A 22,387-nucleotide genomic window follows, 5' to 3' on the forward strand; every position below is an offset into this window, starting at 1 on the left:
GGCCCTACTCCGAAAGAAATTGCGTTCGTGCGATGGCGCAGCTCGGACGAAGCAATGGAATCCAACGAAAAGCCGCAAGCGGACGCGACTGAGATTGCGGCAAGACGCCGCACGCTTCTCTCGTGGAGATGTCGCATCTACGCACGCGAATACCAGTCCCTTCCGATCAAGGCAGTCAAACCGGAAAGGCGCTCGGCTTCTTTAAAGAGATTCTAAACCGGTTACGCGAACCGACAGCGGTGGTTCTCGAAATGATAACAAATCAGTTGGCGCAGTTTTCAGGGTCGACGACACACCCGGACTCGCTCCCATCATTACGCCGCATTGCGTGACGCTATTATTCGCCAGTTAGTGTGGTCTATCTGACGTTGGCTTCAGTATTCCCTCGAATGCCATCGACGAAGACGTCGCCTGACCACATCAGGATCGTGAATAGTCAGATACGTCCATCTTCTTCGACGCGCGTGACGGAATTTTCTGCAAAGCGGGACGGACGTCAGGACGGGAGTTGAGGGTGAACCGATTGCTTCGCTTGGTCGCCGCTATCATCGGAGAGGCACTATGAACGCTGTCCATCGGTTGGAGCCGGCGGCCGGACCGTTGCAGAATGTTCTTGGGTATCTCACCGAGATGATCCTGCGCAATGCACGTGCGGTCGCGCGCCTGTCTGACCATCGGCTTGCGGGCGGACAATGCTTCGTGTTCCATCAGCATGAGCTGGAGAAGCTGCCCGGCATTACCTACAACACGTTCGACGCTGATGGGCCCGTGTGGCTCTCCATCGAACGCCTGGTCGCCACCGATCCTCCCGCCGTCGAGTACGACCTGGCGATGTGGATTGACGTGTCCGCTGATCCGGACCGTCGCCCGCTGGTTCGGCAACGCGTGACGATCACGGTGCACGCGGCGGAAAAAGACCGGTTGATCGCGGCCGGTGACGCACGCGGCGAGCACTGCTCGCCGGCGAACGGCCCGGGGGTGGCCGCCGGGCTCTGGAACGTGCGATTGCATCTTGAGCAACGCCCGGACATCGTCGAGCGTCTGGACCGCTATCTCGCCGGCTCGTGGACAAATTGGGCCGCGGCCGAGCGGCTACGCCGCAAGACCATCGCGGTTCATCAGCGATTGCGCGAGATGGCTCGCGTGGCGGGAGCCGGAGGCAACGATGGCAGCTGCGAAATCGTGTGGGGCATTGGCGTGTCACGCTGGCGGCAACAAGGCCGCGAGTTGGATCTTCCGCTGCTCGAACGCCTGGTCGAGATCGAGGTCCTCGATGGCTCCGACACCGAAATCAGAATCCGGCCCCGCATGGTCGGCGCGACGGTCAATCTCAAGGCGTTCGAACCGCTGACATCAGCGGCCGGATTGGCGGGGCAAACGGCCGAGCAGTTGCTCGAGACGATCGAGCGCGGCAACGAGCTTTCGCCATTCCAGCCCGCCAGCTTCGAGCCGGTTCTCAGCGCCATCGGCTCACAGCTCGACCCGCATGGGATCTACTGTCCCACCATGCCCGACTCCGCATTGCTGCTTCCCGAGGAGGACGAGCAACTGGTCGTCTCCGATCGCTGGGTGATCTTTGCGCGGCCGCGCTCGGACGCACTGCTGTTGCGCGACATCGAGCGGCTGAAGCGAGCGATCGAATACGCGCCCGGCGACGCTTGCTGCCTGGCCGCACTGTCTCGCCTTCTGCTTGGCGCGCCGGACCACGAAGCCCATGACGGCGCGCGCCGTCGTCTATCCGGCGTGATCGGTGAACCGATCGACGTCGGGCCGGATGCGCAGATCGCGGCGGATCACGGCGACCTGTTCTTTCCGCTGCCGACGAACTCCGACCAGATGGAGGTCGTGCGACAGCTCCGGCGATCGGACGGACTTGTCGTGCAAGGCGCGCGCGGGTCCGAGCGCACGTCCACCCTCGTCAACCTGGTTTGCCATCACCTCGCAATGGGCCTGCGCGTTCTCGTCGTCTCGCGCAACGAGGCTGCACTCGGACTGTTGTCCGAGAAGCTGCCGCGCGCTGTCCGTGATCTGACCGTCGATCTAACCGGCTCCGACAAGGACGTCTTGAAGCATGCGGAGACAGTCGTCAGCCGGCTGCTGTCGATCCTCAAGACCACGAACCCGCGCGCGCAGGCGGAACAGGTCAATCGGCTGGAGCGCGACATCATCGCGACCAGCGTCGAGATATCGCGTCTCGATGACGCGTTCGCAGACATCGCCAGCCGCAGCATGCTGCGGTCATCCGGTGTCCCCGACCTGCCGTTCGACGCGTTGACCACGCTGATCGCCGACCGCGACGCCTATGCCTGGTTCACCGATCAGCCGTCACGATTCGTGAGTGAGAGCGACCTTCTGGTTGCGGCAGTCGAGCAGGCCCGTGAGGCGCGTGTTCGGCTGGGTACCGATCTCGCATATGTCGACGACGCGCTCCCGGAAATCGCGGCCCTGCCGGACGCCGTGACCGTGAGACGTTTGCACGAGGACCTGCAGCCGGCGCGGATCGACGGCGAAAGCCATGACAGCCGGCTTGCCTGCCAGATCATCGCGGAGCTCGGGCCGGACGGAGCGGACTTGCTCGCCGGCGACCTCGACGCGCTCGCGGCGGCCCACCGGATCATTGCCGACGAGCCCTGGCTCGCAGCGCTGTCGCCGGTCGGCCGCAAGGCCGATGCAATGTCGGTTGACGGTGGCATCCTCGTCGATTTTGCCCGCGATGCGTCGTCCCTGCTGTCGCAACGTGCCGGCTTCCTGGTTCGGCCGGTGGAAACGCCGGCGGACGCCTTCGCCAGCCAGGAACTGCTCACGATTGTCGAACGGCTGTCGGCCGGAGCAAGGCCGTTCGCGACATTCTCCCTGTCCGGCCGTGCGTTGAAGCAGACCGTGGAGGCGATCAGGGTGGCTGGCTTCGCGCCGAAAGGCGCGGCCGACTGGGGCCATGTTCGCGACTATCTGACCTGGCGTCGTCACCTGCATTCGCTCGACGCCAGATGGCGATCGCTGGCGGCCGAAATCGGTGCGCCTGCGCCCGAGCCGGACTCCTCTCACACGTTCCACGGTCACGAGCGCGTCGTCAAAAGCGTCGAGGCCGCGATCGTGCTGGCGGCGCTGGCGAAGCGCAATGTTCTCACCGCCGCACCGAAGCTGTCGATGCCGGACGACGCGATCGCCGGACTGCTCGGTGACGGCCGAAGACTGTCCGCGCTCGCAGCCGCAGTGAGGAGCATGGCTCTCCGCATCGGCAAGCAGCGGCTGGAGCTCACCCGGCTGAACGAGCTGTTTGGCGGCAGCGGCAAGGTCGCAACGCAGGCTCATGCCGACGTGCTCTCGCAGATCGGCCGCGACGGTGTCGACCCGCGCGACATCGAGACACGCTGGAGCACCCTTCGCACCCGGCTGCAGTCGCTGCACGACCGGCGCCAGGATTTCGAACTGCTCGACGAGGTCTGCCGAGCGATCACCGAGGCCGGAGCGGACGCCTTCGCCCGGCGGATCAGGACCGAGCCGGCACATCCACAGACCGGGGATCCGGTGCTCGTTGCAGATTGGATGATGGCCTGGAATTGGGCGGTGCTGATGCGGCAGACCGAAGGCATCGGTCAGCATCAGCGTTTGCAGGACCTGTCCGACCAGCGCGCGGCACTGGAGATGCAGCTGCGCGAGCTGTTCGGCCAGGTCGTCGTGGCACGGATGCATCTCGGCCTGGCACAGAACACCGGCAGCGCCATGAGGCAGGCGCTCACCGTGTTCATGACCACGCTGAGAAAGATGGCAGCGACCTGTTCCGGCCCCATCGCGTGCCGGTTGCGTCAGGCCGCACGCGAGGCACTCGAGAGCTGCTACGAAGGCATCCCATGCCAGCTGGTGCCGGCATGGCGCGTGGCCGAGCAGTTGCCGGCCCGGCTCGGCGCATTTGATCTCGTCGTCATCGACGATGCCTCGCAATCCGATCTCCGCGAACTCACTGCGATGCTCCGGGCCCGCAAGGTCGTCGTCATCGAGGACGATCGGCAGACCGGCGAGCGCGTCGCGCAAGGTGAGCACGACATCGAAACCATCGCACGCAGCATCCTGCGCAGCGGTCCGGCTGCCATGCGCCGGTTCCTGCTGCCGGGCGCAGCGCTCTGCGATTTCGTCAAGATGCTGTTTCCCGACCGGATGATCAGACTTCGGGAGCACGCTCGCCGGGTCGATCCGGTCGCGCTTGCAGCCGTCGGCTCACAGCAGCCATCGGCACAGCCGGCGACCAGCCCGCATCCGGCTGCCGCGCGGCTCACTGGCGCGGCGGAGGATCACCCGGCATCCGCGCGATCCGTAACGCGCCGCGCCTATTCGCTGGAAGACGAGATCGCCACGGTGGCCGAAAGCCTGTCGCTGGCGCGGCTCTCGGAGCAACGCGCTGAGCCGGCCATCTCGATCGAGAGCCCGGTGCCGGATTGGCTGGGCAACCGCGCCGGCGCCGGCATCGGGGCGCGTCCAACGCGGCGCCGCGAGCATGAGGTCGCGACCGATGAAACGCGTGCCGCCTCGTCGTCTGATACGCCCGCCTCTGCGCCGCCCGCGTCCGTCGCGCCCGCAGCGCCTGTCGAGATCGAGGAGAATCAGCCGTCCGCGGCCGATCGGCTCGCGGAGGCTGCGAGGTCGCCGGCCGACGATGCCACCATCGCGCGGGTGGCCGTGCTCGCCCGCCCGGCGGAACTGTCCGAGACGACGACGCGCGGCCAAGCCGAGTCGGAGCGCGACGCCGTGCATATCGATCATCGCGCGCTGTCGCCGGGTCGGCGTCCGCGGCCTGATCATGGAGCGAGGCGTCCACACCGCTCGCTCCGCCGGCACATGATGGCCGCTGCCGCCGGCTTGGCGGTCGCGGTGGTTGGCGCATCGATCTACTGGCAGCCGGCCGCGAGCCGGATCACGACGTCCTGGCAGACGGTCTTGAACCGAGTGCCGGTGTCCTGGAATGCCGCCTCGCCGGCTGCCGCCGAGCCGCGCAAGGTCATCGCGGATCGGATAACGCCTGACGCCAGGGGCGGTGCTGGCGGCGATGCGATCACCACGGGGAGCGCGACCGAGACGATGGTGTCACACGCCGTGCTGTACCAGGAGGATCCGCAGGATCCGCACGGCAAGCGCTATCTCGGGAAAGTCACCTGGCATGTCGAGCCTGCGGCAGGAGCGGTGCCAGCCTCGATCAAAGGCGATGTCGAGATCGACAAGAGGATGACGGCGACGTTGTCGCTGCGTCCAAACAAGGAAGCCGAAATGCCGGCGAGCCACATCATGGAGATCAAGTTCAACTGGCCGGACGACCCGTCTCACGCCGGGGTGGAGACCTTGAAGGGCGTCAGCATGAAGCCCAAGGAAGCGGGTCGCGGGACCCCGTTGACCACCATGACCGCCAAGGTGACGCCGGAGTTCTTCATGATCGCGCTGTCGGCGGGGGATGTCGACATGAAGCGGAACGTGTTGCTGCTCAAGGGCAAGGACTGGATCGACATCCCGATCGTCTACAATGGCGGCAGCCGGGCGGTGCTGGCGATCGAGAAGGGAGCGGACGGTGAGCGCGCGTTCAAGGATGCGTTTGCCGCCTGGGGACAATGATCCGGCGGCAAGGCCGACGCACGGAAGGCGCCGTCCTATGATCGGCATCGACATCCTCGCGCCATCGCAGGCTCCGGTCACCGATCGGGACGAGCGACCGCTGACCGCCGTGACCTATCCGGTGCCTTGCGAGCAGTGCGGCCGGATCGTGCGGGTGGCGATGAACACGCTGCGCCCACCCGGCTTCCACCGCCTCGACGAGCAGGTCGCGTGCCCCGAGATCCGGGAGCGCCGCAGCAAGGGTGACGGCGGACTGCTGTTGATGATGTGCGGCCCCTTGAAGCAATCGCTCGCCGCACGATGCGATGCGGCCGAGGTCGAGGCCACCGCTCCCGGTGGCGGACAGCCGGGACGGGTCGTCTGCAGCATTCCCGGCGTCTCGATCGCTCAATACGCCCCGAACGAGGCGCGCAGCCGCGCGGAGATCTGGCAGGCGCACGGCTACGACAAGCTGGCCACGAGGCTGCGCGCGGCCGCAGCAAGGGCGGAGCGCAGGCCGCTGGTCTGGACCCGCGCTGCGGCTGCCAGCCTCGGCGCATTGTTGCTCGCTGCCGCCGCCAGCTGGTTCATGCTGGCGCGGGAGCCGGCCGCTCCCCCGCCAACACAGCCGCAAGCCGCCGAGGCCTCCGTGACCGCGTGGAGCCGCGCAAGCGTCGAGAGTTCGGGGCGCGTCGTCACGGCAGAGGCCATGTCAGCCGCGACCGCCCCGGCGCCGATGCCGGACGCGCCCTCGGACACTGCAACGCTCTCGCGTTCCGCTGAAACCGCGCCGCTCGAGGCGCCCGCCCTGCTCGCATCGGCAAGCGCTGCGACCGCTCCCGAGACTGCGCCGGCAGCAGAGTCGACTGCGACCCCAGGGCCGGCGGAGGCAGCGGCGATTCGCCTGCCTGACATGGTGATGATTCCAGGAGGGGCATTCGCGATGGGCGGCGTCGAGAGCTCCGAGCTTCCGGTCCACCGCGTCACGATCAAGCCGTTCGCGCTCGGCAAGTACCCCGTCACGATTGGCGAATGGAAGGCGTGCGTGGCTGACGGGGCATGCGCCGACGTGATGAGCGGCCCGGACGACAACCCCGTGACAAATGTCGGCTACGACGACGTCAGGGGCTATCTGGCTTGGCTCTCGCGGGCCGTCGGCAAGCCGTTCCGGCTCCCGACCGAGGCCGAATGGGAATATGCAGCGCGCGGCGGCGCAACGACGGCGTTCTGGTGGGGCGACCGGATGCGCTCCGGCATGGCCAATTGCAACGGATGCAACGAGCCCGGCGCGCCCGCGCAGCTCATGAAGGTCGGAAGCTTTGCGGCCAATCCGTTTGGCCTGTTCGACATGGGCGGGAGCGTCGACCAATGGGTGGCCGACAGCTGGCACAAGAGCTATCAGGGCGCGCCGTCCGATGGCTCGGCATGGATCGACGAGCAGAGCTTCGTCCATGTCATTCGCTCGGGTTCATGGAAGAAGGATGCGAGCTATGCCCGCAGCGGGAGCCGCGACCGCTATGATGGGCGCGTCAGGTATCCGACCCATGGCTTTCGCCTCGCTCTTTCGCTCTGATGCGGCCGCTGTATGCTGAGCCAGGCCAGCGTGCCGTCGACGCCGATGCGGGGCCTGCGCCCGCAAATGTCTCGCACCACAGCGAACACCAGCGTCGCAGATCCGCAGGACGCCTGGTCTGCCGAGCCTCTTTATTCAAATTCTTATCGGGAATCGTAGGACGAGACCGATCGAAACCTCAAATTTGCCGCGCTACGCCCCATTCATGGACCGGCTACACCGTTCGATATTTGCGATCGATGATCGTCGTTGTTTATGAGTTGGGGATTTATGTGGAGTGAGAAATCTGCGCGTCGCGCGCCGCTATTGGATCTGACGCCCTGGCGACGACGTCGTCTCGCCCCAGTCGCGACGCTCGGGTCCACCGTGTTGGCCTGCACGCTGGTGCTGTTGCCGACTTTCGCATGGGCGCAGGCGAAAACGGCGCCGAAGGACGCCTATCTGTATTTCATCACGCCAACCGACGGCGACACCGTGAAGAGCGCGTTCTGGTGCCGCTTCGGACTTCGCAACATGGGCGTGACCCATGCCGGTGACGCCTTTGCCAACACCGGCCATCATCACCTCCTGATCGACGCCGATGAGCCGATCAGCCCGGGCGAGCCGATTCCGCAGGACAGAAAGCACCTGCACTATGGCGCGGGCGAGACCGAGGCCCGGATCGAGCTGCCCCCCGGCAAGCATACCCTGCAGCTCGTCCTGGGCGACGGCATGCACTTCAACTTCGATCCACCGCTGGTATCGAAGAAGATCACGATCACCGTGAGCAGTGCTTCGCAGAGGCACGGGCAGAGCGCCACTTACGCCCACCGGCGGACGCGGCATCTTCACGCGCACCCCGCGCGTCTGGCGGCGCAACCGTCGGCCGCCGAAGCGCCGCCGCCCGATCCGGCAAAATCGGCGGGAGCCGTCGAATTCATCAAGAGCTTCCTGTCGGGTGCGAAATGAGCCTCCGCCGCTCCCCGATGGAGCCGGTTCGGCCGGCACATCAGTTCATCGCGACGTGCCGGAGCCTCCAACCGCAGCGCTGCATTTGTCCGGCTCGGCTCTATTGATACGACCTCCAGACGCGTGGCTTGCTTCGCCTCGGCGAGCGCCAAGAGCGATCATCAGCATCGGTCCAAGCTCGGAGGCGAGGCGCTGGGAGACCACGCCATTGATCGTCCGGAACAGGTACGACAGGAAATAACCAGCCGCGAATGGAATGAACACCAGAGCCGTAACGGTCCAGCCTGGGATTGCGGCACCACCGACCTTGGCGTCAACGCCCATCCTGCCGAACATGTAGTCCGGCTCAAACTCCCAGAAATCAATAGTTCAGCTTGGAAACTGGCGCTCCCTAAGGAAGCAGGGAAACCAACAAAATCAAAGAATCAGCACTCCTTTTGGGACCATGGCCGCGGTGCCCGTGGCCTCGCCCGACAGATGCTGGTCCGGCGAGTTGGGCTCATTCCCCGTCATGCGATCGCGCGCACCGCATTCGCGATCATCTCCGCCACCGATCCATCGTGGGTGAAGCCGAGGGCCAGCTCGGCGGTGGCATCCAACTCGGGATAGCGGCCGAAGACGTCCTCTATGCCTTGATCGGGATCGAACGTCACGCGCGCGACGCGCTCCGCGCCGAGCAGCTGCGCCAGGCCGTCGACCACCTCGGCGATCGAGAGACGAAGCGCCGGAAGCTGCAGGGTTCCGCAGACATCGAGCTTCCCGGCGAGGAGGAGATTGTCGACGGCGGCCTTCGCGGACAACCACCAGGCCGTCGCGCCCGGCGACACCGGACAGACATAGCTCTCGCCCGCGGACAGCGCGTGCAGCAGCTCGCTCATGAACGCCGATCCGAAACCGCTCACGGGCCTGGGCCGCGCCACGATGCCGGGCAGCCGCAGTGCGATACCCGACAGATCTCCGCGCCGCGTGTGATCGGCGAGCGCGATCTCCACCATCCGCTTGTGCGCGCCATAGGTGATCGCCGGCCACGCCTCCGTCGTCGCGCTGACCCGCGCCTCCGCAAGCGCGCCGTAGACGGCGATGCTGCTGGCATAGACCACGCGCGGCCGATGTCGGCTCTCCGCCAGCAGCTGGAAGAGATCCAGCGACGCATCGAGATTGACGCGGCGGCCGAGCGCGGGCGCGGCCTCGGCGCGGCCGCCGGGAATGCTGGCGAGATGGAACACGAGGTGGAACGGCGCGGCGCCGAGTTGCTCCAGCACGGCGGGATCGTCGAGGCCGCCTCGGATCCAGGACAGACGCGCACCGGACAATCCCGCTGGCGCCTCGGCGAGATCGAGTGCGGTGATTTCAGCACCGTCCATGTCGATCAGCAACCGATGCAGCAGCGCACGGCCGATGAAGCCCGCGGCCCCCGTGACAAGAATACGCATGGTTCAATCCGGCCGATCGGCGCCCGCCGCACGAACCACGCGCTGCGCGACACGCCCGAACGGACCCGGCCGGCCATCGGCGAAGCAGGCCTGCATGGTCACCTCCTCACCGAAGCGCAGGAACGAGGTCCGCGCCGCGCCGTGTTCGATCATCTCGATCGCCCTGACCTCGGCAAGGCAGCTCGATCCGGCGGCGCGATCGGCGTTCGAGACCGTGCCCGAGCCGATGATCGTGCCGGCCGTCAACCGCCGCGTCCGCGCCGCATGGGCGATCAGCTGCGGGAACGAGAACGCCATCTCGCGGCCAGAGGCTGCGCCGATCCGCTCGCCATTGCGCCGGACATGCAGGGCCATGTCGAGCCGGCCATCGCGCCAGGCATCGCCGACCTCGTCCGGCGTCACCGCAAACGGCGCGAAGCTGGTCGAGGGCTTCGCCTGCAGGAAGCCGAAGCCGGTGCGAACCTCGCGCGCGCCGACCGCGCGCAGGCTCCAGTCGTTGATCTGCACCAGCAGCCGGATTCGTTGCGCAGCCTCTTCGGCAGAAGCAGCCATCGGCACGTCGTCGACGATGACGCCGAACTCGCCCTCGAAGTCGATGCCATCAGCTTCTGTCACGAAGGGAACATCGTCCTGCGGCCCGAGGAAGTCGTCGCTGGCGCCCTGGTACATCACCGGGACAGTGTCGAAGTCGGGGATCGGCGGCTTATTGAAGGCGATGTCCATCAGCCGTCCGTGATTGAGGAAGGCCGAGCCATCCAGCCATTGCGGCGCGCGCGGCAGCGGTGCGAGGCATCGCGCGGGATCGAACGCCGTCACATCGGCAGCCGATCCATCCTCGAGACTTTCAGCGAGCCGGTGCAACGCCGGCGCGACCAGCTGCCAGTTCCCCAGCGCCGTCAGCAGATCCGGTGCGATCGCGCTCGCATCCAGCACGCACGCATGATCCCTGGAGACGATGACCAGGCCGCCGTCGGGGCTGCCGTTCCGATAGGTCGCGAGTCTCATCAGCTGGCCTTGGTCGGATTGGCTTCGGGACCGAACTTGCCGTCGACCAGGATGAACAGCATCCGGCACGGCTTGTCGCTGCGGTTGGCCCAGGCGTGGTTGGTGCCGCGCTGGATCACCACGTCGCCAACCTTGAGGTCAGCGGTGCCCTTGTCGAGCACCAGCGTGATCTCACCGGAGATGACGATGCCATAGTCGATCGTCTCGGTGCGGTGCATCAGCGGATGCGGCGATTCCGTCGTCACGGTCGAGGCATGGGGGTCGCCGATCTGGCTGAACGCGGCATTCATGCGCGTCGCGCCGTTGCGGAGAAAGTCCTCGGTGTCCGGCGGAATGTCGACGAAGCGGATGCGGCTGCCATGCGTTGGCGGCGGCAGCCGCAGCGGCCCGATCGTCGGATCGGGACCGTTGTCGATCAGCGCCGGCGTTGCCTGCGTGCTCCAGACCTCGTGGAAGAAGGTGCCGGGGATCGCCGCCAGCTCGGTGACGGTTGGCAAGGCGCCGTCGGACGAGATCACGGCGGCGCCCTGCGCGTCATGGCCGGTGACGACGCGGCGGATCTGCGGAAGGGTCATGCTGGAGGCCTCCTGGTCAGGCGATTTCGAGAGACGCGGCGGACGCCGCGCCGCGCGCAGCGAACACGCGCGAGAACATCACGACGGCGACGGATGAGATGATGACGGCACCGAGCCCGAGCGCAGGATAGCCGAACAGCTGCACCAAGGTGCCGCCGAGAATGGGGCCGATCGCGGCGCCGATCATCAGCATCGCCGGCGTGCCGGCCAACGCCCGCGCGGTCGGGTCGAGACGCGACAGCAGCCCGAACGCAAAGGTGTGGGTGAAGATCATTACCGCGGCAAAGATCGCGGTCGGGACCGCATAGGCGACGAAGCCGGAGCCGAAGGTGATCGTCACGGCGATCAGCGCCTGGCAGACCGGGCCCGCCAGCAGCACGTGTCGCGCCGGTAGCCGCCGCTCCATTATGGCGGCGAGCGGCGCCGGCAGCAGGTTGACGAAGCCGAGCGCGATCAGCACTCCCGTCACCGCGTCAGCGTCGAAGCCGCGGTCAGCGCCGATCCGCTCGATGAAGCTGAACAGCATCGCCTGGGTCAGCGCCATGCAGCTGATGCCGGCAATGCCGAACCAGACGGCGCGCGGCAGGTGGCTGACCTCGGCGATCAGATCCTCGTCACTGCGCACCACGCCCTTCGGAAATGACAGCGCCGCCGCCAGCGCCGCAACCGCCATCACGCCGGCAAACACGACGAACAAGGCCTGGCCGCCGAAGCTCGCCACGAGATTGGGCGTCATGCCGAGAAACAGAATGGCAAACACACCGAGCGCCATTCCGACGATGGCGAACAGGCGGTGCGGGTTGGCGCTGCGTGCGATGGTGCCGTGAGTGAAGCTCAGCCCGCAGGCCGCTGTTGCGCCGCCCAGCGCGTGCAGCATCGCGAGCAGCGCAAACTCCGACGTTCGGCTCGCGGCCAGGAATACCAGCGCGGCCACGGCGTATCCCGCAGCCGCCGCCAGGCGGGCGTCCATCCGGTTGAAGCGAGGTGCGAAGAACAGGCTGCTGAGCACGGCGCCCAGCAGGAACAGCGTGGCCAGCAGTCCCGCCTGCTGCGGGCTGAACCTGTAGCGCTCGATCAGCGCGCCCACCCAGACCGGCAGCGCGACGAGATCGACCATCCCGGCGCAATGCGCGACCATCAGGGCGATGCGTCCGCGCCACGTCTCCGTCGTCACCGTCATTGCTTCCTCCCCGTTGATGATGTTGTTTGTTGATGTTGTTGGCTCAGATCGGCTGCGTCAGCCCGACGATCGACTCGCGCATGATCCTGGCGTGCTCCGCCTTGTCGCCGTTCTCCATTTCGATGCGGCAGAGCTGCGCGGAGTTCTCGATCACCATGCGGCAGCGCTCCCAGCGGCGCGCATGGAAGCGGTCGAACGCCTCCTGCAGGGTCGTCGCGCGAGCCAGCTCCTCGGCCAGCACGATGCCGCTCTCGATGCCGATGCCCGCGCCGGAGGCGAGGTGAGGCGTGGTCGCGGCCACGGTGTCGCCGATCAGGATGACGCGGCCGCGATTCCACGGCGCCGGCACCAGCAGGTTGGCGAGCGGCCGATAGTCGATGGCGGCGTCGGGAGCGAACAAATGCGCCCGCATTGCCACCAGCACGGGATCGCTGAACGACGCCAGCAGGTCCGCGACCAGTTGCGGCCAGGACGCGCGCTCGGCCTGGAGCTTTTCCGGCCGCGCCTCCGTCACGAACATGTACATGTGGCTCGGCGACACCGGGTTGACGCCCGCCTTGACCGCACCACCCAGCCACATCCGCGGACGCACGATGTCGGTCGGCCGCGGCAGCACGGCGCGCCAGACCACCTGGCCGATGTATTGCGGCGGCTTGACCTCGGGAAGCAGCAGCGCCCGCGTCTTCGAATGCACGCCATCGGCAGCCACCACGAGATCATAACGGCCCGTCGTGCCATCGGTGAAGGCGACCTCGACATCGCTGTCGTGCTGCGTGATCCGCGTGTAGGTGCAGCCGACACGCACGTGAACGCCGGCGGCGCGCGTCGCATCGGCGAGGATGCGCCCGAGTTCGGGCCGCATGATTCCGCCGCCGCCGGGCACATCCGATCCTGCGGCCTTCGGTGTCGGGATCTCGCCGATCCGCTGGCCCGATGGCGTGACCAGATCGACGCCGTCAGCCGTGTAGCCGCGCCGCGCGAATTCCGCGAACACGCCGATCGTCTCGAGCGCGCGCAGGGTCGGTCCGCTGACCGTGATGCCGGCGCCCTCCGGCCGCCAGTTCGGATCGACCTCGACGAGATCGATGTTGATGCCCGCCTTGCGCATCTGGATCGACGCGGCCATACCGGAAAAGCCGCCTCCGATCGTCAGCACCCTGCTCACCACTGCCATGGTGCTTCCCCCTCTGCAGTCCGCCCTTGCGGGCATGTTATGACTTTACGAACAACTCGCCGTCGATGACGACGAGCTCGAGACGGCTCAACCGCTCGCCGCGGCACGGCCCCTGCACGCACAGCCCGGTGTCGGGCATGAACTCGGCGCCGTGCGCGTGACAGACGATACGCGTGCCGTCGGCGTTGAGATACGCATCCCTGCGCCAGGCCATCGGCGCACCGCCGATATGCGGACAGGCGTTGCGCCAGCCATGCAGCTGTCCGTGCCGGCGCACGACGAACAGGCTGTCCTGCCCCTCATCATCGGGATCGAAGCCGCGCGACTGCGCCTCGCCGATCTCATCGGCGCGGCACAGCCGGATCCATCGCGCCCCGGCCTCACGCGTAGTCGCCATTCTCGGGGATTCCGGGGCCGGGGTACCATTTCTTGCGCATCTTCATCAGGAAGGTCTGCGAATTGTCGGCGGATGCCGTCGCCTCGCGCGGCTGCCAGCTCGCATCGTGCTGGTCCATGTCGGCATCCATCTCGATGTGGCAGCCGAACGGGCTATTGAAGTACCAGAACCAGTTCGAGCCCAGGATGTGACGGCCGGGGCCCCAGAACGCCTGATAGCCCTTATCGACGAAGCGATAGCCGTTGGTGATCATTTCCGAAGGACCACCGAAATGGAACGTGAAGTGCTCCACGCCGTGCATGTGCGGCGGCGCGCCGATCAGGAAATGGGTGTGATGGTCGAGCGAGCCGCCCGGCTGCAGGAACGGCCCGGTGCCGGTGAAGCGGTCGGTGCAGCGGAAGCCGAGCCGGTTGACGTAGAACGCCTCGGCCTTCACCACGTCGGGCACGAAATAGACCACATGCGACAGCGAGCGCGGACGGATCACGCTGCCCGACGGCGGCACGCCGAGGCTGTTGATCGGCCGGAACACCACGCCGCCCGGCGCATTCGAGATCTCGCCGGCCAGCATGAACGGCCGCCGTGCCGTCAGTTGAAAGCCGATCACGAAGTCGGAATCGTCGGTCGACTCGATCGAGCCATCGGGCAGCCGCCGGACCTCGCGGTCGCGCCGCAGCTCGGCGGTGATCGCCCCCAGCGTCGCCTCGTCGGCGACGCCCATCACCGTCTTGCGCAGACGGCAGCCCGGCACGGGCGCCGGCGGCAGAGCCGGATCATCCTGCCGTGCGATCACCACGGCGGTGCCGTCGATCGCCTCGAAGCGGCCGCCGCGATCGGAGACGTCGACGGGCGTCAGCCCGTAATCGACCAGGAAGCGCGCCGCGCCTCTCACGTCGTCGACACCGAATATCAGGCTCTCCAGACCGACAATTTTCATGACTTTTCCCCTCCACCTGCTGCGTCAGGCGACGTGTCCGTTCAATGTCTCTGCGACCCAGTCCGCGATGTAGTGGCCGGCATTGATGCTGTTGTCGAAGCTCGCATGCTGGGCGCCGCCTTCACGCGCGGTGAAGATCTTCAGCTCGCGCTTGGGCGAATTCACCAGTTGCTCATAGGTCCGCTCGGCCCAATGCAGCGGAATCTGCGAGTCCTTTTCGCCATGCGTCACCAGGAACGGCACCTTGATGCGGTCGAGAATGCCGTCGAGGTGAACCTGCTCGGCAATCCGCATGAAGTCGTCCTGATCTCTCGCACCCCACACCCAGCGCACATGCGCCCAGTAATGCGGGACCGGGAAATCACCTTCCTTCTGCAGGCGCCTCTTCTGCACGTCGCGCCAATCGTGATTGGCACCCCAGGCGACGCCGCAGGCAAAGCGCGGCTCGAAAGCCACCGCGCGCGGACAGTAGTAGCCACCGAGCGAGACGCCCTCGAGACCGATCCGCTTCGGGTCGACGTCGCTGCGGGTCTCCAGCCAGTCGACGACCCGGGACGCCCAATGCTCGCTGTCATGGCGCGCGGTGAGACCCTGCAGCCGGAGCGCCTCGCCCGATCCGGGCTGGTCGATCACGAGCGACGACACGCCCCGTCGGGCGAGCCAGGCGGGCAAGCCGACGCGGTATTTCATCTCCTTGGTCGAATCCAGGCCGTTGACCTGCACCAGCAGCGGCGCCGGCCCGTCGCGCCCTTCCGCGCGGACCATGAGACCGGCAATGTGGGAGCCTTCATAGGGAATCTCGACGCGCTCGCAGTTCTCCCGCGCCAGCGCAATGCCCTTGGCGAAGACGTCGAGACATCTGCGGTACAGCGCCAGCCGCCCCGGCGCCTCGTGCGCCTGCAGACGCTCGCAGGTGATCAGATAGCTCGCTGCGCGGCCATATTTCTCGCCGGCCGACAGCAGCCGCCCTTTCGCCTCGTCCTCGGCCGCGAGCGCACAGAGCTTGTCCGCCATCCGCGCCCAGGTCTCGCGGAAGGCCTGGGTACCGTTGGCATCGGGCTGCCGGGCCGCCTCTTGCAGCGGCGCGCACATTTCTTCGATCTCGCCGATCCGCGCGCCCATCTCGATCGCGAGATCGACCGAGAGATTCCAGACATAGTTGGTCGGAAAATACTTGAACATGAATGCACCCGCGACGCGCGGCCCGGCCACGCGTCTTCCTCGACGTTCTTCCCGAGGTCTGGCATAGCCCCGTTTGACCATTTCGAAAAATTGATTAACAAGATTGATCGCATTGATCTCTTGAATACCTCGAGCGAGGCCGCCGATGCGCTTCAACAACAAGTTCGACCTCAATCTCCTGGTCGCGCTCGACCATCTGCTGCACCTGCGCAGCGTCAGCGGCGCCGCCGCGCGCATGAACATGACGCAGTCCGCGATGAGCAATGCCTTGCTGCGTCTGCGAACCTATTTTGATGACGAACTGCTGGTGAAGATCGGCCGCAAGATGGAGCTGACGCCGCGAGCGGAGACGCTGAAGGACTCGATCAGGGACCTTCTGGTGCGGGTCGATTGGGCCATCGCCTCGTCTGCCGAGTTCGATCCCGCGCAGTCCGACCGCTGCTTCAAGATCCTGGCGTCGGACTACACGCTGGTGACGCTGATCCCGCGGCTGCTGGCGCGCAGCGAGGCCCTTGCGCCCGGTATCCGCTTCGACTTCCTGCAGCAGGTGCAGCGGCCGGAGCGCGCGCTCGAGCGCGGCGACGTCGACCTGCTGATCATCCCGGAGGAATTCAGCTCCAAGCTGCACCCGTCCGAGGTGATCTTCGAGGACGACTTCTGCGTCATCGCGTGGAGCAAGGGAAAGTATGGCAAGGGCAAGCTGTCACGGCAGGATTTCGCCAAGTCGTCCCACGTCGTGATGCGGCCGGCGATCGCGGCGCAATCGCTCGAAACCTATTATCTGGAGCAGCGCAACACGAGCCGCAGCGAAGACGTATCGGTCTACGCGTTCACCGCCATTCCGCATCTCGTCGCCGGGACGAACCGCCTTGCCACCGTGCACCGGCGGCTCGCCATCGCCGCCCAGCGCAGCCTTCCCATCCGCATCATCGAGCTGCCGATCGCGCTGCCGGCGCTGCGGCAGCGCGTGCAATGGCATCGCTACCGCTCCAACGATGCCGGCCTGCTGTGGCTGCGCACTCTGATCCGCGAGGTCGTCGCCGAGCTGCCCTGACCACCGTCGACCGGCACTGGCTGAAGGCGGCCGGCGCGAGACGCCGGCCGCCTTCGTTGATGAGCGATCAATCCAGCTTGCGCGAGTCAGCGCTTGATCGGTCCGGCTCCGGGCGGCGGCGCGGGCACCCAGATCGGGAATGCCAGATTGGCCCAGACCGTATCGCCGCGGCTGCCGTTCTCGACGTAGAATGTATGCTGGTAGTTTACGTTGATCTGGAAGGGGCCCGCATTATAGGTCAGCGACGGGCCTGCATTGATCGAGCGCAACCGGTTGCCGTCCTGCACCCCGGCGAAATTGAATGCCTTGACGCCGTTGATCTTGTCGTCCTGATACTGATGCGTATAGCCACCGACGACGCCGAGCTTCCAGGCGCCGATATTATAGCCCGCGTTGAAGTCGACCACCAGCGCATCACCGCTGCGGTACTGCTGGGTCAGCTGCGTGAAGGCGTTGACCGAATCGGTATTGGTGCCGTTGAGCAGCAGACGTGGCGAGACGGCGAATTCGAAGCCCTTCGGATCGGCATAGCGATAGGCGAGGACGGGCGAGATGGTGGTGTAGTTCGTGCCGACGTTGAGCGGCTGCCGCGCCGAATAGGTGCCGGTGTTGGGCATGATGTCCAGGCCGACCGTGAAGGTCTGCACGGGCGACAGCGCCCAGCTCAGAATGATCGGCGAGAAGGTCAGATTGGCAAGGCCGTTGGCCTGGAACGATCCGCCGGGATTGGTGCTTTCGAGATGGACGAAGGGCACCACGAGCTGCGAATAGACATGGGCGCCGAAAAAGTCGCCGGGATAACTGGCGAGAAACCGCATCGTCTCCGACACGGCGGAGAGCTTGAAGTCGATCGGCAGCTTTTTGCCCTGCCCGTCATACAGGCCGTTGGCGCTGGTGTAGCTGGTCTGGCTGATCGCAAACAGGCCCGGGATCGGCGGAAACGACGCAATGAACACGCCGGGCGAGCCCGCCGGATAGTTGGTGGCCGCGTTCTCGGCGGCCCACGCACCCTGGATCATCCCGGCCAACATCAACGCTGCGGACGCGGACCGCTGCAGTCCTCTTGTCATGAATCCCCCCTTGGTGGCGCGTTTTCTACGAAACGAGCTTGCCCCCGACCGACCTCACGGCGACGCGCCCGCGCCCGACCGATCGCGTCATTGATGAGCGATCCCAGATCATTCGTAAAATTGATCGTTTTGATCCGAGCTATTCACAGTCTCGATGTGCCGGCCTCACGGGCGTCGATTGATGTCGCGCTCCTTGGTTCAAGCAGAGTGAGCAACCACGGGCACGTCACCGACGACATAATCGATCTCACCCAACCGTGTTGAAGATTGCCCGTACGAGGCCTGCAGTTCAGGCCTTGGATCAAACACAACCATCGATTGTTGGCGGCAGGCGCATAGGGCTCGAACCTAGGACCCGCTGGTCAAGAGGCATATGACTTGCCAGTAACTTCCATGGTCATTCCACCAATGACGATTCCATGACGTCGGGCCACGCTGCTGGATGAGAGGCCGCATGGCGGATTCAAAATCAGTTTGATGATGCAACGATATCAAAGCCATTTTGGCAAATCGTCGAGACGAACTGCCGCAATATCAATCGGTTGTTTGCCTTCCCAATGAACGCGTCGTATCCCGACGCGCGGCGCGATCGGTTCAGCAGGCCGGCTGTTCGCGTTGATGGCGAAAAAACGCTGCGCTTGCAGACCGCTTTTCAAGTGCTGGCTGGATCAGTCTTCTCATCGTCAATCAATACGTGTATTCGCTGACACTCTCGTCTCCTACCCAGGACGTCGGGGCCGCCGGCTTCTGGCCGTTCATTATCGTTCGGTCGCGTTTGATGGCAGCGAGAGCCGCCCAGCAGAGGAATCGGTGAATGGGTTTCGCCACAGCTTTCTTGATGTCTGCGGCCGATTACCAGAGTCGTACGGCAGACATTCGACGCACCGCTCCGACCAGATTGCCATTCAATCTGCAAAAAACCATTCCAAGGAAACCAGAACGGTTGCATTCCTATACCGTCACTGCTAATCATCCGCAGAGGTTGTAGGGCATGTCGAAGAAGCGACTCTCCAATTTTTTTGTGCACGACCGCGCGGGCGAGACGAGGAATTTCTGAACGGAACGTCGGGAGGAGGTGCGCTGGTTGAATGTGTGGCGACTCGCGAACTTCTAAGGTGACTGTCCGGACGAGAGATATCCGTCAGCTATCGGCAGTATCCTGACTACTTTGCGTTCGAGACAGAAGGCAATGTTTGAGATCCCTCAGGCCTATGGCGAAGCTATCGCTGATGCTACTAGCATCGACAGCCTACTCGAGCTGCTTCTAGCCTCCACTGAGCGCTTCGGAGTGACCGGCGTCTTTATCGCTGACCTGCCGAGCCGAATGGAAATCCTCGAGCCTCATATCCAGCTACGTGGCTGGAATGATGCCTGGATCAGATATTATAATGAGAGAAATTATGTCCATATAGACCCGATTGCCCAACTGCTTCGGGAAAGAGCGACGCCGTACGTCTGGAGCGAGGAGTGTGCGGTTCAGCCGCTCACCGCAAAACAACGAAAGCTCATGGACGAAGCAAGGGACGCAGGACTGATTGACGGCTTCACGGTCCCCATCCACGGTCCGCAAATGCGCACAACCTGCGTATCGTTTGCGACGGGCGCCAAGCCGCTGCAGCGAAGCGATCGGCACAATCTTCATTTCATGGCGTTACTCAGTCATCAGCGTGTCGACCAAATGATACACGCGAAAAGACCTGCAACGGCGAAAGAGGAGCGAGCGTGCGTGCTCGCGCCGCGCGAACTGGAATGCCTCCATTGGGCGATGCACGGCCTGAAATCCAAGGAAATCGCCTTTGAGGCTCGTCTTTCCAAGCGAACCGTCGATCAATATCTTCGCAACGCGATGTCGAAGCTTCGCGCCGGCAGCCGAACAGAGGCCGTCCGCATCGCGATATTGAACGGTTCGCTAAAGCCAGTATGAAGTAAATACTGTACTAGAACGGCATCGCCAATACTTCTGCAAAATGATCGGTTGGTCTCCCTACCCGAGGAGACCATGATGATATTTGCGTTCTACGAGGATTCAAAACTGGCGACCCCCAGCCTTATGGATGAAATCTACGATCTTAGATATAGGATCTTCGTGGAAGCGCTTGCGTGGTCAAGCCTTGTCAAGCCGGACCGGCGCGATCGGGACCAGTTTGATGGTGATGATGCGCTGCATGTAGTTGATATCCACGACGGACGGGTGATGGCGTACTCGCGGCTTCTTCCGACGACCAGGCCGCATCTCCTGTCGCACGTGTATCCGGAGCTGGTGCGGGGGCGATCATATCCGAAGGCGCCGGACATCTTCGAATGGACCCGTCTTTGCGCCAGGTCCGAGATCGGAGACGGTGACGTTCTAGCCTCGCGTCGACTGATGGTCGCCATAGCAGAGATATGCCAGTACCTCGGCATCACGGGTCTTATCGCGCAATCCAAGCCGGGTTGGGTACGGCGGCTGAACCGGCTTGGATGGAATGCGCAACCACTCGCCGATCCCGTGGTCTTTGATGGGCGACCGACCCTTGCGTTGGAGGCGAGAGTCTCTGACCGTACGGTATCTACATCGCGCAAATGCTTGGGAATCGACACTGACATCTTAGACCAACCATCCCTCCGAGACCTCGCCGCTTCCAAAGCAAAACGTCACATCTGCGCAGGAGCGCTGCGCAGGACCGGGGTACTTCAAGCGCAACGAGAGATTGTACCCGAGCCGTTAGATCTATGCTCCTTGCAGGTGGACGGCGCCAACCGCACCTACAGCGCGGCGACCCCGGTGACCTAACCAGACCTGTCATTCCGGGCCCAAGTTGCCTTCTGGCTGTTGGCTACAGCGAGCCGCCCGCAAGCACCTGCAGGCGGTAAGCCCCGTCCAAGGACGAGAGCTCGGCAGTTCGAGTGCCGATCAGCAGTTTGCGGTCCGCCGCGCCAAGAGCGTGCCGAGCGAGGACCGTGCCGAGCCAGCGTTCGCGCTGAGAGCTGTGCGATCGACGATCGTCACCGCGGAATGACTGGGTGCATTTGCCGATACTTCGCTCTCGGGCGACAGGAAGCGCGCGGGCTGACTGCGATTGTCGCACCGGACGGCAAGCCGGGCGCGATCGTCTTGGACAAAGTACCGAGCTCACCCGCAGCGTCATGATGAACCGGATGCAGAGATCCGCGACGAGTTCTTGAACGAAACGCTGTTCTTCGACCTTGCGGTTCGGCTCGCTGACAACAACAACCTGCAACCGCATTCATCCAGCACAGCAATTCGCCCAGCCGCTATTGCGGAACGCACATCAAGAGCCGCATTGCTAACCGGCGACCCACCTCGCGGGATACGACCTCTCACGCCGACTTTCGACAGAAGTATACCCCCGTGAGAACCAATCCAACTGCAGCAAAAATGCTCATCGAAAGCTGCTCTCCCAGAAAGATCACGGCTATCAAGAGTGATACGATCGGCTGTCCGAACTGCAGAGGCGCAATCGCCGAGACGCCTCCCTTGTCCAGAGCCCAGAACCATGCGGCGAATCCGATCAAGGTGCAAAAGACCGCAAGAAAGAACAGGGCCCCTCCTCCTACGACCGTCACCCCGGAGATCGCCTCCAGGACAGAGGGCAACAGCGGCGTCACAAGAGCAGCACCGAAGATGATCGACCATGCCGTCGCTCCGAACAGGCCAATTCGCGCAGATGCGCGAGCGCCTGCCACATATCCAATGCTGACCGTAATGGTGCCGATGAGAACGATGACGTCGCCCACCATTGTTCCACTGCCGAAGACATCGCCGTTCGAACGAGCGCCGATCAGAAACGTCTCACCACACAATGCCATCGCACTTCCGATCAGCCAAAGAGTGCGGGGAAATGTCCGGGACAGCACATGCTGGATGATGGATGTAAACACCGGAGCGCAAGCCAAGATGAGAGCCGCGTGCGAAGTCGACGTTCGCGAGAAGCCCAGACCCTGCAGAAAGAACGAACCACCGAACCCGATCATACCGTTGATCGCGACGGCAATCCAACCTCCCCTATCGGTCGGAAGCGGCGGCCGAAGCAGGAGAACCATTGGTAGGAGGAAGACCGCGGCCAGGAGAAGTCTGGACGGCCCGATCAACGATGAGGGCATGTCATGGGCGACCAGTACCGTCGCGGCCGGAGTCGTTCCCCAAAACATGACTGCGATCAGCCCCGAAACATAGGGACTTGATCGACTGGACCCTGAGTCAACCGGCGGCAACGGCGCGCCCGAGGAATCGGCTTCCGTATCACCCGATTTGACCAAAGATGCTTCCTCGACCGCCATG

At 64.6% G+C, this 22,387-nt stretch carries 19 protein-coding genes; 6 read left to right on the forward strand and 13 right to left on the reverse strand.

From position 1 onward, the window contains the following. Positions 1-561: 561 nt before the first annotated feature. From QW861_RS18330 to QW861_RS18340, 3 genes are all read left to right on the forward strand, one after another. On the forward strand, positions 562-5,598 hold the full coding sequence (locus QW861_RS18330) for a helicase (protein ID WP_316193361.1): 5,037 nt from the start codon (positions 562-564) through the stop codon (positions 5,596-5,598). Positions 5,599-5,635: 37 nt separating this feature from the next. Next, entirely contained in the window at positions 5,636-7,150 is a 1,515-nt protein-coding gene (locus tag QW861_RS18335; protein ID WP_316193362.1) for a formylglycine-generating enzyme family protein, read from the forward strand. Between the two features lie 384 nt (positions 7,151-7,534). Continuing rightward, positions 7,535-8,098, forward strand: coding sequence for a DUF4399 domain-containing protein (locus QW861_RS18340; RefSeq protein ID WP_316193436.1), 564 nt, complete (start codon positions 7,535-7,537; stop codon positions 8,096-8,098). A gap of 45 nt (positions 8,099-8,143) precedes the next feature. Here QW861_RS18340 and QW861_RS34015 read toward each other — a convergent pair whose 3' ends face one another. From QW861_RS34015 to QW861_RS18385, 9 genes are all read right to left on the reverse strand, one after another. After that, positions 8,144-8,434, reverse strand: a complete 291-nt coding sequence (locus QW861_RS34015; protein WP_409999282.1) for a hypothetical protein — start codon at positions 8,432-8,434, stop codon at positions 8,144-8,146. A 173-nt stretch (positions 8,435-8,607) separates the two neighbouring features. Next, positions 8,608-9,531: an NAD-dependent epimerase/dehydratase family protein gene (locus QW861_RS18350; protein ID WP_316193363.1), complete on the reverse strand. Its 924-nt coding sequence runs from the start codon at positions 9,529-9,531 to the stop codon at positions 8,608-8,610. A 3-nt stretch (positions 9,532-9,534) separates the two neighbouring features. Then, the gene (locus tag QW861_RS18355; RefSeq protein WP_316193364.1) at positions 9,535-10,536 is read right to left on the reverse strand and encodes a fumarylacetoacetate hydrolase family protein; all 1,002 of its coding nucleotides are present in this window, start codon (positions 10,534-10,536) and stop codon (positions 9,535-9,537) included. Continuing rightward, positions 10,536-11,111, reverse strand: coding sequence for a cupin domain-containing protein (locus QW861_RS18360; protein ID WP_315752030.1), 576 nt, complete (start codon positions 11,109-11,111; stop codon positions 10,536-10,538). Before QW861_RS18360 ends, QW861_RS18355 begins: the two co-directional genes overlap by 1 nt. A 16-nt stretch (positions 11,112-11,127) precedes the next feature. Then, positions 11,128-12,285 carry an MFS transporter gene (locus tag QW861_RS18365; protein ID WP_316193437.1) on the reverse strand — a complete coding sequence of 386 codons (1,158 nt, stop codon included), beginning with the start codon at positions 12,283-12,285 and terminating at the stop codon, positions 11,128-11,130. A 49-nt stretch (positions 12,286-12,334) separates the two neighbouring features. After that, the gene (locus QW861_RS18370; RefSeq protein WP_316193365.1) at positions 12,335-13,465 is read right to left on the reverse strand and encodes an FAD-dependent oxidoreductase; all 1,131 of its coding nucleotides are present in this window, start codon (positions 13,463-13,465) and stop codon (positions 12,335-12,337) included. A 37-nt stretch (positions 13,466-13,502) separates the two neighbouring features. Continuing rightward, positions 13,503-13,862, reverse strand: a complete 360-nt coding sequence (locus QW861_RS18375) for a Rieske (2Fe-2S) protein (protein WP_315828107.1) — start codon at positions 13,860-13,862, stop codon at positions 13,503-13,505. Beyond that, the gene (locus QW861_RS18380; RefSeq protein ID WP_316193366.1) at positions 13,846-14,799 is read right to left on the reverse strand and encodes a VOC family protein; all 954 of its coding nucleotides are present in this window, start codon (positions 14,797-14,799) and stop codon (positions 13,846-13,848) included. The genes QW861_RS18375 and QW861_RS18380 overlap by 17 nt, the downstream gene beginning before the upstream one ends. Positions 14,800-14,823: 24 nt before the next feature. Further along, a complete protein-coding gene (locus QW861_RS18385) occupies positions 14,824-15,981 on the reverse strand; it encodes an alpha/beta hydrolase family protein (protein ID WP_316193367.1) in 1,158 nt (385 codons plus the stop codon). 145 nt (positions 15,982-16,126) lie between these two features. On the opposite strand from QW861_RS18385, the gene QW861_RS18390 reads away from it, so the two are divergent. Next, entirely contained in the window at positions 16,127-17,035 is a 909-nt protein-coding gene (locus QW861_RS18390; RefSeq protein WP_315715571.1) for a LysR family transcriptional regulator, read from the forward strand. Positions 17,036-17,121: 86 nt separating this feature from the next. Here QW861_RS18390 and QW861_RS18395 read toward each other — a convergent pair whose 3' ends face one another. Both QW861_RS18395 and QW861_RS18400 read right to left on the reverse strand, forming a co-directional pair. Then, positions 17,122-18,105, reverse strand: coding sequence for a transporter (locus QW861_RS18395; protein ID WP_315715570.1), 984 nt, complete (start codon positions 18,103-18,105; stop codon positions 17,122-17,124). Between the two features lie 491 nt (positions 18,106-18,596). Continuing rightward, positions 18,597-18,761, reverse strand: coding sequence for a hypothetical protein (locus tag QW861_RS18400; RefSeq protein ID WP_315752033.1), 165 nt, complete (start codon positions 18,759-18,761; stop codon positions 18,597-18,599). A 533-nt stretch (positions 18,762-19,294) separates the two neighbouring features. On the opposite strand from QW861_RS18400, the gene QW861_RS18405 reads away from it, so the two are divergent. Both QW861_RS18405 and QW861_RS18410 read left to right on the forward strand, forming a co-directional pair. Then, on the forward strand, positions 19,295-20,029 hold the full coding sequence (locus tag QW861_RS18405) for a LuxR family transcriptional regulator (RefSeq protein WP_315715569.1): 735 nt from the start codon (positions 19,295-19,297) through the stop codon (positions 20,027-20,029). Positions 20,030-20,107: 78 nt separating this feature from the next. After that, positions 20,108-20,878, forward strand: coding sequence for an acyl-homoserine-lactone synthase (locus QW861_RS18410; protein ID WP_315752034.1), 771 nt, complete (start codon positions 20,108-20,110; stop codon positions 20,876-20,878). 43 nt (positions 20,879-20,921) lie between these two features. Here QW861_RS18410 and QW861_RS18415 read toward each other — a convergent pair whose 3' ends face one another. Together QW861_RS18415 and QW861_RS18420 are read right to left on the reverse strand one after the other, a co-directional pair. After that, complete coding sequence (locus QW861_RS18415) at positions 20,922-21,332, reverse strand: hypothetical protein (protein WP_316193368.1); 411 nt, start codon at positions 21,330-21,332, stop codon at positions 20,922-20,924. A 94-nt stretch (positions 21,333-21,426) separates the two neighbouring features. Further along, entirely contained in the window at positions 21,427-22,386 is a 960-nt protein-coding gene (locus QW861_RS18420; RefSeq protein ID WP_315752036.1) for a DMT family transporter, read from the reverse strand. Position 22,387: the final 1 nt, after the last annotated feature.

It is taken from the genome of Bradyrhizobium sp. SZCCHNRI1029, assembly GCF_032487555.1.
Lineage (GTDB): Bacteria > Pseudomonadota > Alphaproteobacteria > Rhizobiales > Xanthobacteraceae > Bradyrhizobium.

Coding starts and splice junctions, on each gene's coding strand:
- QW861_RS18330 (WP_316193361.1), top strand. CDS start 562: ATGAACGCTGTCCATCGGTTGGAGCCGGCGGCCGGACCGTTGCAGAAT.
- QW861_RS18385 (WP_316193367.1), bottom strand. CDS start 15,981: ATGTTCAAGTATTTTCCGACCAACTATGTCTGGAATCTCTCGGTCGAT.
- QW861_RS18420 (WP_315752036.1), bottom strand. CDS start 22,386: ATGGCGGTCGAGGAAGCATCTTTGGTCAAATCGGGTGATACGGAAGCC.
- QW861_RS18395 (WP_315715570.1), bottom strand. CDS start 18,105: ATGACAAGAGGACTGCAGCGGTCCGCGTCCGCAGCGTTGATGTTGGCC.
- QW861_RS18350 (WP_316193363.1), bottom strand. CDS start 9,531: ATGCGTATTCTTGTCACGGGGGCCGCGGGCTTCATCGGCCGTGCGCTG.
- QW861_RS18370 (WP_316193365.1), bottom strand. CDS start 13,465: ATGGCAGTGGTGAGCAGGGTGCTGACGATCGGAGGCGGCTTTTCCGGT.
- QW861_RS18380 (WP_316193366.1), bottom strand. CDS start 14,799: ATGAAAATTGTCGGTCTGGAGAGCCTGATATTCGGTGTCGACGACGTG.
- QW861_RS18375 (WP_315828107.1), bottom strand. CDS start 13,862: ATGGCGACTACGCGTGAGGCCGGGGCGCGATGGATCCGGCTGTGCCGC.
- QW861_RS18360 (WP_315752030.1), bottom strand. CDS start 11,111: ATGACCCTTCCGCAGATCCGCCGCGTCGTCACCGGCCATGACGCGCAG.
- QW861_RS34015 (WP_409999282.1), bottom strand. CDS start 8,434: ATGTTCGGCAGGATGGGCGTTGACGCCAAGGTCGGTGGTGCCGCAATC.
- QW861_RS18410 (WP_315752034.1), top strand. CDS start 20,108: ATGATATTTGCGTTCTACGAGGATTCAAAACTGGCGACCCCCAGCCTT.
- QW861_RS18335 (WP_316193362.1), top strand. CDS start 5,636: ATGATCGGCATCGACATCCTCGCGCCATCGCAGGCTCCGGTCACCGAT.
- QW861_RS18390 (WP_315715571.1), top strand. CDS start 16,127: ATGCGCTTCAACAACAAGTTCGACCTCAATCTCCTGGTCGCGCTCGAC.
- QW861_RS18355 (WP_316193364.1), bottom strand. CDS start 10,536: ATGAGACTCGCGACCTATCGGAACGGCAGCCCCGACGGCGGCCTGGTC.
- QW861_RS18415 (WP_316193368.1), bottom strand. CDS start 21,332: ATGCGGTTGCAGGTTGTTGTTGTCAGCGAGCCGAACCGCAAGGTCGAA.
- QW861_RS18405 (WP_315715569.1), top strand. CDS start 19,295: ATGTTTGAGATCCCTCAGGCCTATGGCGAAGCTATCGCTGATGCTACT.